This window comes from Anaerotalea alkaliphila, from assembly GCF_010179735.1.
Taxonomy (GTDB): domain Bacteria; phylum Bacillota; class Clostridia; order Lachnospirales; family Vallitaleaceae; genus Anaerotalea; species Anaerotalea alkaliphila.
The window spans coordinates 52,487-66,411 of the sequence record NZ_JAAEEH010000016.1 but is presented as its reverse complement, the minus strand read 5'-3'; the positions used below and the strand labels follow the sequence as shown (position 1 = coordinate 66,411).

The following is a 13,925-nucleotide window of genomic DNA, read 5'->3' as shown; positions in this document are numbered from 1 at the left end:
TAACACATATTCAAAAGCAGCTACTACTTTTTTGTTCTAAATCAAAAAAACATGGCTACGGGAAAGACTAAAGGCTTGAAAAACGATGTGCCTTGCCTAGCCATCGCGCCAGCGATTTGGTACAATAGAAGAAAGAGAAAGAAAGGGGCAAGAAAGGGGAGTGGAGCCATGGGGATAGAGAAAAGGGTAAGCAGATACACCTATGACGAATCCAACCGTCTGACCGGGGTGGTCTTCGGGGACTACACGGGCATCCGGTACATCTACGATGAGGAAGGTAACCGGGTGGAGGAGCGGTACGGCGCATGGGACCAGGAAGGAAATTGGATGGAATGGAACGGAAAGCATTGGGAGAGGGAGCAGGAACGGGTGGAATGAGCTCTGGAGGCAGGAAGGGCAGGCTGGTCCATCTGCTGGTGGTCCTGCTGCTCCTGCTGGTCGCTCTGGTCTCCCGGCTGGTCCCCACGGAGGACCTGCGCCTGGTCCGCAACCAGGCCTTCGGGCTGAACGAGGGATGGAGCTTGGGCTATGGGAACACGGTCCTGACGGACCGTACCCTGCCGGCGGACCTGGCATTGGAGCCCGGGGTGGTCTACAAGGCCTGGCGGGTGCTGGAGGAGGACTTTCCGGAGCAGATGCAGCTGCGGATCCGCTCCTCCATGCAGTCCATCCAGGTGCTGGTGGACGGGGAGGAGATCTTCAGCGACGAAAAGCCGGTCGGCGGTCTTCTGACCAGTCCGGATGCCAGCGTCTGGCACCTGGTCTCCCTGCCTCCGGATGTGCAGGGAAAGACCCTCGCCTTGGTGATGGAATCGCCGGTGAGGGCCTTTTCCGGTGTGGTGAACCCCGTCTTCTACGGAAGGGGGGACGCATTGGTGTACGACCTGCTGGAAGGCCAGCGGCTGGGGCTGCTGGTCTCTTTGGTGATTTTTTTCCTGGGGCTCCTGCTGGTGCTGGTCTCCTTTTTCCTCAGGAACATGGGGGACAACCGGCTCCTGCATCTGGGGCTCTTCGCGATGGCGGTGAGCGTCTGGCTGCTCTCGGAGGCCAAGCTCCTGCAGCTCTTCACCGGCAACCGGTTCCTGCTGGGGGGCACCAGCTACATGCTGGTGGCGGTGCTGCCCATGCCCCTGCTCCTGTACCTTAGGGAGGTGGTGTTCAACCGGTACCGACGGCTGATGGAAGGGATGGCGGCGGTGTTCTTCCTGGACTTCCTGGTGAACCTGGGGCTCCAGCTCTCCGGAAAAACGGGTTTCTTCGAGAGCCTGCAGCTGACCAACGGGATGATTCTGGCCAGCCTGGTGGTGGTGGTGTTCCTGCTGCTGGTGGAGCACCTGCGCTTCGGGAATCCCCAGGCCAAGCGGCTACTCTGGCACATGGGCATCTTTGTGGCCCTGATCGTATTCGAAATCCTGCAGTTCTTCAGCCGGAACTTCGAAGCCACCTCCCTCTACAGCCGGCTGGGGATCATGGTGTTCCTGGGGCTGCTGGCGGGGGATTCGGTCCGGTACTTCAACGGCCTGCTGCTGCGGGAGCGGGAGGCCCGGTTCTTCGAGAAGCTGGCCTTCAAGGACATCCTTACGGAGGGCATGAACCGGGCGGCCTTCGAGCGGGACGTGGAGGCATTGGCGGGCGGGGAGACCCCCCGGCGCTTCCGGCTGGTGCTGCTGGACATGAACCACCTGAAGCACATCAACGACCGGTACGGGCATGGGGAAGGGGACCGGGCCATCACCCGGTGCTTCCGGTGCATGGAGGAGACCTTCGGGAAGGAGGGGGCCTGCTACCGCCTGGGCGGGGACGAGTTCGCCTGCATCCTGGGGAGCACCGACCAGACCGTCTACGCGCACCAGCTGGCCCGGTTCCTGGAGAAAGTGGAGCGGGAACAGAGGGAGCTGCCTTACCGGCTGGAAGTGGCCGTGGGCAGCGACGTGTATCTGGAAGGGGAGGACTTCGGGAAGTTCTTCCACAGGATCGACCACATGATGTACGCGGACAAGAGACGGCTGAAGGAACAGGAGTGAGCCTATGGATGAAATGGAATTGATGATCGACCTGCACAAGGACGGGGACCGGCAGGGGCCGGGGAGTCCGGAGGCCACCCTCCAGGCCCTGGCATTCACGGAGGGGATCGGCCCCGATTCCCGGATCCTGGACATCGGCTGCGGGACAGGTGGACAGACCCTGACCCTGGGGAAAAAGACGGGAGCCAGGATCGAAGCTGTGGATTTCCTGCCGGCCTTCCTGGAGATCCTGGAAGGCCGGGCCGCCCGGGCGGGGCTTGGGGAACGGATCCACGGGGTCCGGGCCTCCATGGAGGCCCTGCCCTATCCGGACGGTTCCTTCGACCTGGTCTGGTCGGAGGGGGCCATCTACAACATGGGCTTCGCCCGGGGAGTGCGGGAGTGGAGGCGACTCCTGAAGTCCCGGGGGTTCCTGGCGGTGTCGGAAATCTGCTGGTTCACCAAGGAACGGCCCCAGGAGCTCACCAGCTATTGGGAGGGGCTCTATCCGGAGATCGACACGGTCTCCGGCGTGACCAAAGTGCTGGAGGAGGCCGGCTACCGGCCGGTGGCCCATTTCCTCCTGCCCGAGAGCTGCTGGCTGGAGGCGTTCTACGAGCCGCTCTTGGAGCGGCTGGAGGACTTCCTGAAGCGGCACGGCCACAGTCCGGGGGCCAGGGCCCTGGTGGAGGAACACCAGGAGGAGATCCGGATGTACAGGAAGTATAAGGAGCATTACGGCTACGGGTTCTTCATCGCACAGAGGACCGGTGATTAGGAGGGGAACGGCCATGAGGCGGAACATCCAGAACCTGTGGGAGGAGTTCAGCGCTCCCCTGCGGGGCTTCATCAGAAAGAGGGTGGCCAAGGAGCAGGACGTGGAGGACATCCTCCAGGAGGTCTTCCTCAAGATCCACGCAAGCATGGGCAGCCTGCGGGAGGAGGAGAAGATCCAGGCATGGATTTACGGCATCGCCCGCAACACCATCATCGACCACTACCGGAAGGATCCGGGGAACCGGGAGGTCCTGGTCCTCCCCACGGATCCGGAGCTGGAGCTGGCCCGGGAGCCGGAGGAGGACCTGTCCACCAACAAGGAGATCGCCGCCTGCCTGAAGGTGATGGTGGAGGAGCTTCCCGAGAAGTACCGACAGGCCATCCTGCTGACGGAATTCGGGGACTTGACCCAGGCGGAGTTGGGCCGGAAGCTGGGAATCAGCCTTTCGGGAGCCAAGTCCCGGGTACAGCGGGGAAGGAAGATGCTCAAGACCACCCTGCTGGCCTGCTGCCAGGTGGAGACCGACGGCAAGGGGAACGTCGTCGACTACAGGCACAAGGACAAGAACTGCAAATATTGCTGAGAAGGACGCAAAAAATCTGCGTCCTTTTTCTGTTTTTCCCGTCTACCAAGGTGAGACGATATTGCAGATGATTCGAGGAGGAAGGACATGAAGAAGAAGGAAGAGATCCGGGGATTCATCCGGAAGAACTACAAGGCGGTGGCCCTGAAGGGCGCCGACGGGGGCTGCGGCTGCGGTGACGGATGCTGCGGCACCGGTCCGGTGGACATCCAAGGGACCTCCGCCAGCCTGGGCTACGACGAGAAGGACCTGGCCCAGATCCCCGGGGGGGCCAACATGGGCCTGGGCTGCGGGAACCCCGTGGCCATCGCCGGCCTGAAGGAGGGGGAGACGGTGCTGGACCTGGGCAGCGGCGGCGGGATGGACTGCTTCCTGGCCAGGAGCCGGGTGGGGGAGGCCGGCCATGTGATCGGAGTGGACATGACCCCGGAGATGCTGGAACTGGCCCGGAAGAACGCCGAAGAAAGCGGCTTCGCCAATGTGGAGTTCCGGCTGGGGGAGATCGAGCACCTGCCGGTGGCGGACGCCTCGGTGGACGTGGTCATCTCCAACTGCGTCATCAACCTGGCCCTGGACAAGGCCCAGGTGTTCAAGGACGCATACCGGGTCCTGAAGGCCGGAGGCCGGCTGTCGGTGTCGGACGTGGTGGCCACCGCCCCCTTGCCGGAGGAGGTGCAGCGGAGCCTGGAGATGGTGGCGGGCTGCATCGGCGGTGCGGCCTATGTGGAGGAGATCCGGCACATGCTGGAGGCTGCGGGCTTCGTGGACATCCGGCTGACCCCCAAGGACAACAGCCGCCAGATCCTGGAATCCTGGGTGCCGGGGCACGGGGTGGAGGAGTATGTGGCGTCCTTCATGATCGAGGCGAGGAAAGAAGGGTAGTTGAAAAAGCTGCGCCCACCCATGTGATGAAAGGGTAGGCGCAGCTTTTTCATTTACGGCTTTTTCATTCGTCAGCCACCGTGATGGTGTATGCGGTCTCTTCAAAAAGAACCTGCATCCCGAAGGTCCAGAGGTCGGTTTCCGCCTCGTAGGCGATGGAGGTCACGGCGGAGGTCTGGATGTATTCCGGTCCGGTGAGGGCCAGGTTCAGGGCCTGGGCCTGGGTGAGGTCGGCGCCCGGGGGCTTCTCGCTGGGGACCACCTCCACATGGATGGCTTCCGACTGGCCAGGATAGGATTCGGCGACCGCGTCGAACCAGACGGAGACGGTTTCCCCCAGGGGGATGTCTTCCGGCGCATTGGAGAACCAAATGGCGTTGTAGAAGGAATCCACACCGCCAGTGGAGCTGAAGTCCTGGGCCTGGGTGTCGATGACCAGGATCCTTCCCCCCTCCCGGGCCATGAGATGGCCGGTCAGTCCGGGTTCGGTGTCCGGCTTGCCGCCTTTGGCGCATCCGGTGGCGGCCAGGGCCAGGAATGCTGCACAGACGATGATGGAAATCTTTGTGATGGTTTTCATGGTGTTCCACCTCCCTGGTCCATAGACGAGGGGGGAAGGGGAAAAGTTCCGGTGAAGCTTGGCTGGAAGAATAGTTTCGATACGGAAGAACTAATTCATAAAAACAGTAAATAGTTTCGATACAGAAGAACTATTGACCTGCTCTGGGAATGGGCTTATAATGAAAGAAACCCAGGGAGGTGCCGCATTGAAAAACAGGGAGCTCTTCATCAAGCAATTGGTCCAGTACATAGATACACCCGTGATCAAGATCATCACGGGCATCCGCAGATGTGGAAAATCTTACCTGCTGAAGCTGCTCGCAACGACCTTGCGGGAGAGGGGAGTGGAATCGGAGAGGATCATCCAGATCGACTTTGAATCTCTGTCCTTCGAGGCCTACAGGCACTATCGGCCCCTCTATGACCATATCATGGAAAGGGCCAAGGGCCTGGAGGGTAAGGTCTACATCCTGATGGATGAAATCCAGGAAGTGGAGCAATGGGAAAAGGCCATACGGTCCTTCGCCGTCGATTTGGACTGCGACATCTATCTGACGGGCTCCAACGCCCATATGCTTTCGGGGGAGCTGGCGACCTACCTGACGGGAAGATATGTGGAGTTGGAGCTGTATCCCCTGTCCTTCAGAGAGTATCTGGACTTCTATGATGTGGAGGCATCCCGGAAATCCGACGTGGAGGATGCGTTCTATGAATATGTCCGGTACGGAGGGTTTCCGGGGCTGCATCAGCTCCCCAGGGAAGAGGACATCAAGAGCCAGTACATCAAAGGCATCTACAACTCGGTGTTGTTGAAGGATGTTGTCCAGCGGAACAGCATTAGGGATCCCGAGCTGCTGGAGCGGGTGCTGGTCTACATCATGGACAACATCGGCCAGATCTTCAGCGCCAAAAGGATTGCGGACTATCTGAAAAGCCAGGGAAAAAGCGTGGGAGTCGAATCCATCTACAACTACATCGCGGCACTGGAGAATGCCATGATCCTGTACACGGCAAAACGGTACGACATCAAAGGGAAGAAGATCCTGGAGAGGATGGAAAAATATTTCCTGGTGGACCAGGGCTTGCGCTACGGCATGCTTGGATACAGACAGAACGACATTGCGCAGCTGTTGGAGAACATCGTTTTTCTGGAGCTGCTGCGCAGGGGGTACCGGGTGCATGTGGGCAAGGAAGGGGATGCGGAAATCGACTTCATTGCGGAAAAGAAGCAGGAAAAGCTCTACATCCAGGTCACCTACCTGCTGGCCACGGAGGCTGTGGTGGAGAGGGAGTACGGACCCCTGACCAGGACTGGGGACAGCCATCCGAAGATGGTTCTATCCATGGACCGGATTCCGGTGGGGGTGCAGGGAGGAATCACCTGGATGAATCTAGTGGACTTCCTCTTGGAGTGAAAAATATTTTTAGAATGGATTGAAAATAGCCCCCTTTTTGTGATATTATTTTCATATGAAGGGAGAGTGAGATGAGGCATGGTTGAAATCACATGTGCGGAAAAGATCCGGAGCAAGATGGGGTCGCTTACAAACACGGAACAAAAGATCGCGGAATACGTGCTGAACAATTACGAGAAAGTCCTGACCAGCAACATCTCCGAGTTGTCGGAGAATGCGGAGGTCAGCGACGCTTCGGTGGTGCGGTTCTGCAAAAGCCTGGGTTACAAGGGGTACCAGGACTTCAAGATCAGCGCCGCCAGGGACGTGCTGCCGAAAGACAGGCATTTCAATCCGGTCCTGGAAAAAGGGGATGACGACCAGACCCTCTGCAACAAGGTGTTCGGAACGAACATCAATGTGCTGCGGGGCACCCTGGCGATCCTGGACATCAAGAAGATGGCTGCAGTCGCCGAGATGCTCGCCGAGGCAAAGAGCATCACCTTCTTCGGCAGCGGAGGAAGCCTCCTTGTGGGCAAGGACACACAGCACAAGCTGCTGAAGATCGGAATCCGCTCCTTTGTGTATGAGGATGCGGACATGCAGCTGATGGCTTCGGCCTTGTTGGGTCCGGACGACCTGGCCTTCTGCATATCGCATTCCGGCAGCAGCAGCAACGTGATGAAATGCATGGAAATCGCCAAGGGGAAGAACGCGAAGACGGTGGCGCTTGTTTCCCAAGAGAAAACACCGTTGTCCAAACTGGCGGATGTGTCGATCTTCTGCGCTTCGGAGGAGACCATCTTCAAGTCGGAAGCGGTCAGCACGCGGATCGCCCAGCTGGCGATCATGGACGCCTTGGTGGCGATGGCCGCTTTCAGGGACTATGACCTGTCCTTCCAGTCGATACAGGAGACAAGAAAGGCGACGTCCCAAAACAAGTTTTGAGCAAAGTCCCGGATAGGGGCTTTTTTTTGTGAAAATATATTTCTGAAAATAAATTTCTGGATTTGATGCGCTTGGAAAGTGGTGCAAACGGGTGGATACTGGGCTGAAAATGAATAAAAAGATGGAAATATTGAAAATGGTGCAGTGGAATTGTAAGTAATGCACAAAATAGGTGGAAATAAATTTCACATATAGCCGAAAAGAAATATGGGTATTGAAAAAAATATTCAGGCATGTTATATTGTTATTGAAAATAAATTACAAAGCCCTTTGCAAAGGTGTAGCAATCAATTGCTGTTGAGATGGTGAAAGGGAGATTTGTGTGAAGATGAAAGCACTGGTCCTTAACGGACCCAACGATTTTTCTGTGAAGGAAGTCGATAAGCCAGTCATTACGGAAGACGAAATGTTGATCAAGGTGGAGAGCGCTGCCCTGTGTGGCACGGACATCAGGATCCTGGAGGGGAAAAAGACCAAAGGTGTCCGATACCCGTCCACCATCGGCCATGAAATCTGCGGCAGCATCACGGAAACCGGCGGGAACGTGGACGGTTTTGCCGTGGGGGACAGGGTGGCCATCGCCAACGTGATTCCCTGCGGCGCATGCGCCAGCTGCCTGAACGGCAGGGAGAACGCCTGCCTGAACAGAAAGGCCATCGGCTATGAATTCGATGGCGGGTTCGCGGAATACACGCGGATTCCGGACATCTGCATCCAGGCGGGGAACGTGGTGAAGCTGCCGGAGACCGTCAGTTCCACCGAGGGGGCCCTGATCGAACCGCTGGCCTGCTGCATCCGGGGGATGGTCAACGCGGGGACGAAATTCAACGACACGGTCCTGGTCGTGGGCGCCGGCCCCATCGGACTGATGCACCTGCAGCTGTCCCAAATAGCCGGCGCAAGCAAGGTGATCGTCAGCGAACCCAACGAATACCGGAGGACAAAGGCGATGGAATTGGGGGCGGACCGGGTGGTCAACCCGCTGGAAGAGGACCTGGCATCCATCGTTGCCCAGGAGACCGGGAAGCAGGGCGTGGATGTGATCATGCTCGCCATCGGGGTGCCGGCCATCATCAACGACTTGCTGAAACTCTGCAAGAGAGGCGGGGCCCTCTGCCTGTTCGCCGGTTTTTCCGGAAAGGGCGAGGCGACCATCGAGGCGAACCTGATCCATTACGAAGAGATCAATGTCTGCGGTTCCACGGCCTACAAGCGCAGCGACTACCTGGCGGCGGCGGAGATGGTGAAGACAGGAAAGATCGACCTGAATGCGATCGCATCCCACCACTTCCCCCTGGATGAATTCCAAGCCGCCTATGAATGCAGCCGGAGCGGCGAAGGTCTCAAGGTTGTAATACAACCCTAGGTTGTTTAAATACATACCACAATACATACTAAACTACATACAGTCGGAAAAGGAGAAATGAAATGGCAATGTTAGGCAAAGAGGTAAGGATGAGCCGGTTGGTAAACCCCAAGAGCGGCAGGATGATGGCGATCACAGTGGACCATGCGATTTCGAGAGGCATCGGACCGATGACAGGCCTCCAACCGATTCAAGACACCATCGACAAGATCGTTGCAGGCAGACCGGACGCCATGACCATGACCAAGGGAATCGCGGAACACTGCATGTGGAAAAACGCAGGGAAGACGTCGATCCTTCTGAAGTGCTCCAGCTACGCCCCCATCCACCCCACCTACGACATCGCCTTCGGATCCGTGGACGAGGCAATCCGGATGGGTGCGGATGCGGTTTCTGTAGGGGCAATGACATTCGGGGACTTCCAGGCGCAGCAATTTGCGGAGATCGGGAAGTTTTCTGAAGAATGCATGGCAAAGGGCATGCCCCTCATCGGCCACGTGTATCCCAAAGGCGAAGGCGTTCCAAAGGATAAGCAGACGGATTGGGAATACATCGCCTACTGCACAAGGAGCGCAACGGAGCTTGGGATCGACATCATCAAGACAACCTATACAGGGGACCAGGAAGGCATGGCCAAAGTGGTCCGGTGCACACCCTCCCGGGTGGTCATCCAAGGCGGAGACAACTGCAAGACCCTGGACGACTACTTGAACATGACCAAGGACGCCATGGACTGCGGAGTCGGCGGCGTGACCATGGGAAGGTTCGTCTGGGACTACCATGACATCACCGCCCTCGTCGTGGCCCTCCGCTACATCATCCATGAAGGCTACAGCGTCAAGGAAGCGAAGGAGTTGCTGGCGCAATTGGAGAACGACAAGAACTACGACCAGTTCTGAGAATCCGCTTGAGGGAAGTGAATCGCATGGAAGCATATCTGTTGGGGATCGACATCGGTACGGGAAGCGTAAAGACAACCGTCATAGACGCCCAGGCCAATGTCCTGGGCATGGCGATCAAGGAGTACCCGATCCTGCGGGAGCGGACGGGTTGGGCCAGTATGGACACCAAGACCATGTGGGAAGCGACCGTCCACTGTCTGAAGGAGCTTGTGGTGAAGCAGGGAATCGAACCCGGCAACATCAGGAGCATCGGGCTGTCCTGCCTGTGCCCGGGCCTGACCGCCTTTGGAGAAAACAATGAAGTGCTTATGGATCCGATCATCTATTCCGACAGGAGGAGCATCCGCCAGGCGGAGCGGATCCAACGGAGCGTGGACCTGGATGCGGTGTTCGAGAAGACGGCAAACAATGTGATGTCCGGCGCGATTTCGGTCACATCCATGTTGTGGATCAAGGAGGAGCATCCGTACATCTATGAAAAGACCCGGTACTTCGGTCATGTGAACACGTTGATGGGGATGCTGCTCACCGGACAGTACGGCATCGACCACACCAACGCCTCCTACACAGCCTTGTTCGAGACGGTCGGCTCGAAACAATGGTCCAAGGAACTGTGCGACCTTTTTGGCATCGACATGGAAAAGCTGCCCCCGGTCCTGCTGTCGACCGACACCGTAGGGCATCTGGACAACAAGGAATTCATCGGCCTGGGCCTGCCGGAGGGGATTCCGGTCATCATCGGAGGGGCGGACACACCCTGTGCCTCCATCACATGCGGCGTGACACGACATGGCGACGCATGCGAATCCGCAGGAACCTCGAATGTGATCACCATCTGTACGGACAAGCCGCGGTTTAGCAAAGGCTTCATCAACCGGTGCCATGTGGTGGAAGGCACATGGGTCTACCAGGGGGCGATGTCGAACACGGGCGCCTCCCTCCGGTGGGCCCGGGACGAACTCTGCAAGGACCTGACGGAAGCGGCAAGCCGTTCGGGAAAAAACGCCTTTGAACTGATAAACGAGGAGGTGGAAGCATCCGCCCCGGGGTCCAACGGCATCGTGTTCCTTCCCTACATGGCGGGAGAACGCTGTCCCATCTGGGACCCCTATGCGAGAGGCGTTTTCTTCGGGGTCTCCCTGGACAGCAAACGCGGCGACCTGCTGCGGTCCATCATGGAAGGATGCGGTTACGGACTCAGGCAGTTGATCGGCATCGCGGAAGACCTGACAGGTACGGAGTACCAGAGCTTTGTCTCCGTGGGCGGTGGTGCGAACAGCATCATCTGGTCCCAAATCAAGGCGGACATCACCGGAAAAAAAGTACTTGTTCTGGACATCAAGGAGGCGGCATCCATCGGAGCCGCGCTGTTGGCCGGCGTGGGATGCGGGATCTTCGGCAGCATCCAGGAAGCGGCCGACAAGGTGAAAAGAAACGTGACACACGTCATCCTGCCCAATGGGGCAACGGAAAGCGTCTATGAAAAAGGATACAGAACCTATCTGGAGCTGTATCCAAGGATTAAAGATTTGTACCAGAATTACCAGAATTGCTAGTGAAACCAATGACTTAAGACAATGAAAACGGGGGTATGGTTCTTATGAAGAAAATTTCTTTTCTGTTGGTTTGCTGTTTGATGGTGGCGTTGTTTACGGGTTGCGGTCAGAAAAGCGATGGAAACACTGCGGTGGCACCGGGTGGGTCCAACGGGCAGGCTCCGGAGGAACAGGCGAAACCGGACAAAGTGTATGAATTGAACCTGTCCGTACCGGATTCGGAAACGTCTTCCGTAACCGTGGCGGCGGAGGAGTTCGCGAAGCAACTGAACGAACGCAGCCAAGGGGCCTTGAAGGTCACCGTATTCCCCAACGGCTCCCTGTATGGAGGCGACGGGTCTGCAGCCATCAAGCAAGTGGGTGCAGGCGGCCTGGACATGCTGGTCCTTGCCGGATCCCTCTATGCGAACTTCAAACCGGAGTTCAACGTGGTGAGCATCCCCTACATGTTCGACGATTTCGACCAGCTTGTGGATTACGTGAACAGCGATGTGGGAAATGAATTGAAGGATTCCGTCAGCACCCTGAACATCGAGCCCCTGGCCCTGTGGACGAGAAGCTTTAGGCAGATCACAAACTCCAAAAGGCCGATCACGGAGCCGGAGGACCTGAAGGGCGTCATCCTGCGGGTGCCGAACAACCCCCTTTGGGTGGAGTTCTTCACCGCCTGCGGCGCCACGGCGACTCCCATGTCCTTCAGCGAGGTCTACAACGCGCTCCAGCTGAAGACGCTGGACGGCCAGGAGAATCCGGTGGACGTGCCCATGTCTGCGAAGTTCTATGAGGTCCAATCCTACATAACGATGTCCAACCATATGGCCGACACCTGGGTGGTGGGGATGAGCTCGACCAAGTTCAACGGCCTTCCCGAGGACCTCCAGCAGCTGGTCACGGAAACCGCCCAAGAGATGCAGACATGGAAGATCGATTACGACACCGAGCAAGATGCGTTGGCGCTGCAGCTCCTCATCGACAACGGCATGGAAATGAACGAGTTGACGGCGGAAGGCCAGGCGAAGTTCGTGGAAGTGTCCAAGGGCTTGTATGACAGCGTGTTCAAAGGTCTGGTCAGCAACGATGACCTCTTCAACAAGACACTGGAGTTTGTTGGCAAGAACTAGAGAAAAGGGGGGATACTGTGGAAAGACTGCGTTCAAGTCAAAGGCTGAAAGTCTTCTTCGAAGTTGTCAACGCCCTGGCTGAGAAGATCCTTCTTCTTACGCTGGGAGGACTGTTCGTGACGGTCATCATCCAAATCATTGGCAGAATCGTCGGAATGCCGGCGCCTTGGACGGAAGAAGGGACAAGATATCTCTTCCTGTGGATGATGTTCATCGCATTGGCCTACGGCTTCCGGTTCGGGGAATCGGCAAGGGTCAACGTGTTCATGGACCTGTTGCCGGCACCGGTCAGGAAACTGTCGGGTTACATCTATCTGGTCGCAACCATCGGATTCTTTGTGTTCATCGCCGTCTATGGGGGCGAGCTGGTCATCCAGCAGGTCGCCATGAACGAAAAAGGAGCAGCCATCATGATTCCGATGGCTGCCATCGGAATGACGCTTCCGGTCTCCGGTGTCCTGGGTGTGATCACCACATTCCAATGCCTGATTGAAACACCGGAAAAAATCTTTGGAGGTATCGACCTATGAGTATTGCCCTGCTTGCCATGTTTTTCGTACTCATGATGGTGGGCGTTCCCATTGCGGTGGCTTTGGGAATAGCCTCGGTCTTCACCATCATGGTCTTTACCGAAATCCCTTTGAGTTCGGTCATCCAATCCATGTTCACCTCCATGAACAGCTTCGTGATGGTGGGCGTGCCCCTCTTCATCCTGGCGGGCAGCCTGATGGATGAGGGTGGGGTCGCCGACAAGATCTACAACTTCTGCGATGCGTCCGTCGGCTGGATCTACGGTGGGCTCGGACATGTGTCGGTAATGACCAGCATGCTTTTTGCGGGGATGTCGGGGTCCTCGGTGGCGTCGATCGCCAGCATCGGGAAAATGAGCATCAATGCCCTGGAAAAAAAGGGCTATCCCAAAGAGTATGCCACCGCAATCAACCTCATCGGCTCCATGCTGGCGTCCATCATACCGCCCAGCATCCTCATGATCATCGCGGCGTCCGTAGCGGACATCTCGGTGGGACGTGCGCTGGTTGCGGGACTGATCCCGGGGATCATGATCGGCCTCATCTTCATGATCTACAATTACATTTACTGCAAAAGGACAGGGATTGGGGACAAGTCGGAATTCGACTGGAAGCGGCTGGGAAAGGCCTTCGTATTGGCGGTCCCGTCCCTATTGGTTCCGGTCATCCTGCTGGTCGGCATGTTCACCGGCATCTACACTCCGACGGAAGCCGCCGGAATCGCCGTGGCCTATACGATCTTCATTTCCATCTATGTCTACAAGGGGCTGCGGTGGGCTGACATTCCAAGAATCATCATATCTAGGGCGAGGGCTACCGGTTCGATCCTGTTTGTGGCCATCACGGCCAAACCCGCCAGTTTCATCTTCAACCTGGACGGGCTGCCTGCAAAAGTGGCTGCCGGCATCTCCTCCCTCTCCACAAACAAGATCGTGATCATGCTGCTGGTATTCGTGTTCCTGATCCTGGTGGGGATGTTCATGGATGCCACTGCCGCCATCTACATCCTGGTGCCCATCCTGCTGCCTGCGGTTGTTGCCGTCGGCATCGACCCCCTGTTCTTCGTGGTGTTCATGATCATCACCCTCTCCTTCGGTCTGATCACGCCGCCTGTGGGTGTCTGCCTGTATGCGGCGGAGAATGTCACCGGACTGAAAATCGAGACGATCGTCAAAGCTACGATTCCGTGGCTGGTCCTTACGACGATCATCATCCTGGTCCTGATCCTTGTTCCACAAATAATAACGGCACCCGTGAACCTCATCTTCAACTTGATTTAGGCTAAGGAAAGGCAAAGGACG

14 protein-coding genes are annotated in these 13,925 nt (G+C 57.4%); 13 read left to right on the top strand and 1 reads right to left on the bottom strand.

Annotation, left to right across the window (positions count from 1 at the left end):
* The first annotated feature begins 168 nt into the window (after nt 1-168).
* The 5 genes from GXN74_RS07420 to GXN74_RS07400 all read left to right on the top strand — a co-directional run bounded on the left by GXN74_RS07420 (nt 169) and on the right by GXN74_RS07400 (nt 4,246).
* Nucleotides 169-378, top strand: a complete 210-nt coding sequence (locus GXN74_RS07420; RefSeq protein WP_162370299.1) for a hypothetical protein — start codon at nt 169-171, stop codon at nt 376-378.
* Entirely contained in the window at nt 333-2,024 is a 1,692-nt protein-coding gene (locus tag GXN74_RS07415; protein ID WP_162370298.1) for a sensor domain-containing diguanylate cyclase, read from the top strand. Before GXN74_RS07420 ends, GXN74_RS07415 begins: the two co-directional genes overlap by 46 nt.
* Before the next feature lie 4 nt (nt 2,025-2,028).
* Entirely contained in the window at nt 2,029-2,781 is a 753-nt protein-coding gene (locus GXN74_RS07410) for a class I SAM-dependent methyltransferase (RefSeq protein WP_162370297.1), read from the top strand.
* Nucleotides 2,782-2,794: 13 nt separating this feature from the next.
* Complete coding sequence (gene sigZ / locus GXN74_RS07405; RefSeq protein WP_162370296.1) at nt 2,795-3,364, top strand: RNA polymerase sigma factor SigZ; 570 nt, start codon at nt 2,795-2,797, stop codon at nt 3,362-3,364.
* A gap of 87 nt (nt 3,365-3,451) precedes the next feature.
* Nucleotides 3,452-4,246, top strand: coding sequence for an arsenite methyltransferase (locus GXN74_RS07400; RefSeq protein WP_162370295.1), 795 nt, complete (start codon nt 3,452-3,454; stop codon nt 4,244-4,246).
* Between the two features lie 64 nt (nt 4,247-4,310).
* Here the strand turns inward: GXN74_RS07400 and GXN74_RS07395 are convergent, their stop codons facing one another.
* Complete coding sequence (locus GXN74_RS07395) at nt 4,311-4,826, bottom strand: DUF3221 domain-containing protein (RefSeq protein WP_162370294.1); 516 nt, start codon at nt 4,824-4,826, stop codon at nt 4,311-4,313.
* Between the two features lie 160 nt (nt 4,827-4,986).
* Between GXN74_RS07395 and GXN74_RS07390 the strand changes: the two genes are divergently transcribed.
* The 8 genes from GXN74_RS07390 (at nt 4,987) to GXN74_RS07355 (ending at nt 13,904) form a co-directional block, all read left to right on the top strand.
* On the top strand, nt 4,987-6,222 hold the full coding sequence (locus GXN74_RS07390; protein WP_212505732.1) for an ATP-binding protein: 1,236 nt from the start codon (nt 4,987-4,989) through the stop codon (nt 6,220-6,222).
* Nucleotides 6,223-6,300: 78 nt separating this feature from the next.
* Nucleotides 6,301-7,149 carry a MurR/RpiR family transcriptional regulator gene (locus tag GXN74_RS07385; RefSeq protein ID WP_162370293.1) on the top strand — a complete coding sequence of 283 codons (849 nt, stop codon included), beginning with the start codon at nt 6,301-6,303 and terminating at the stop codon, nt 7,147-7,149.
* Between the two features lie 328 nt (nt 7,150-7,477).
* Nucleotides 7,478-8,515 (top strand): zinc-dependent dehydrogenase, encoded by a 1,038-nt coding sequence (locus GXN74_RS07380; RefSeq protein ID WP_162370301.1) that lies wholly within the window; start codon nt 7,478-7,480, stop codon nt 8,513-8,515.
* A gap of 89 nt (nt 8,516-8,604) precedes the next feature.
* Complete coding sequence (locus tag GXN74_RS07375) at nt 8,605-9,414, top strand: class I fructose-bisphosphate aldolase (RefSeq protein WP_246208635.1); 810 nt, start codon at nt 8,605-8,607, stop codon at nt 9,412-9,414.
* A gap of 26 nt (nt 9,415-9,440) precedes the next feature.
* A complete protein-coding gene (locus GXN74_RS07370; protein ID WP_162370291.1) occupies nt 9,441-10,973 on the top strand; it encodes a xylulokinase in 1,533 nt (510 codons plus the stop codon).
* A gap of 131 nt (nt 10,974-11,104) precedes the next feature.
* A complete protein-coding gene (locus GXN74_RS07365) occupies nt 11,105-12,094 on the top strand; it encodes a DctP family TRAP transporter solute-binding subunit (RefSeq protein ID WP_343032804.1) in 990 nt (329 codons plus the stop codon).
* Nucleotides 12,095-12,111: 17 nt separating this feature from the next.
* Entirely contained in the window at nt 12,112-12,624 is a 513-nt protein-coding gene (locus tag GXN74_RS07360; protein ID WP_162370290.1) for a TRAP transporter small permease subunit, read from the top strand.
* The gene (locus tag GXN74_RS07355) at nt 12,621-13,904 is read left to right on the top strand and encodes a TRAP transporter large permease (protein WP_162370289.1); all 1,284 of its coding nucleotides are present in this window, start codon (nt 12,621-12,623) and stop codon (nt 13,902-13,904) included. Before GXN74_RS07360 ends, GXN74_RS07355 begins: the two co-directional genes overlap by 4 nt.
* The last annotated feature ends 21 nt before the right edge of the window (nt 13,905-13,925 follow it).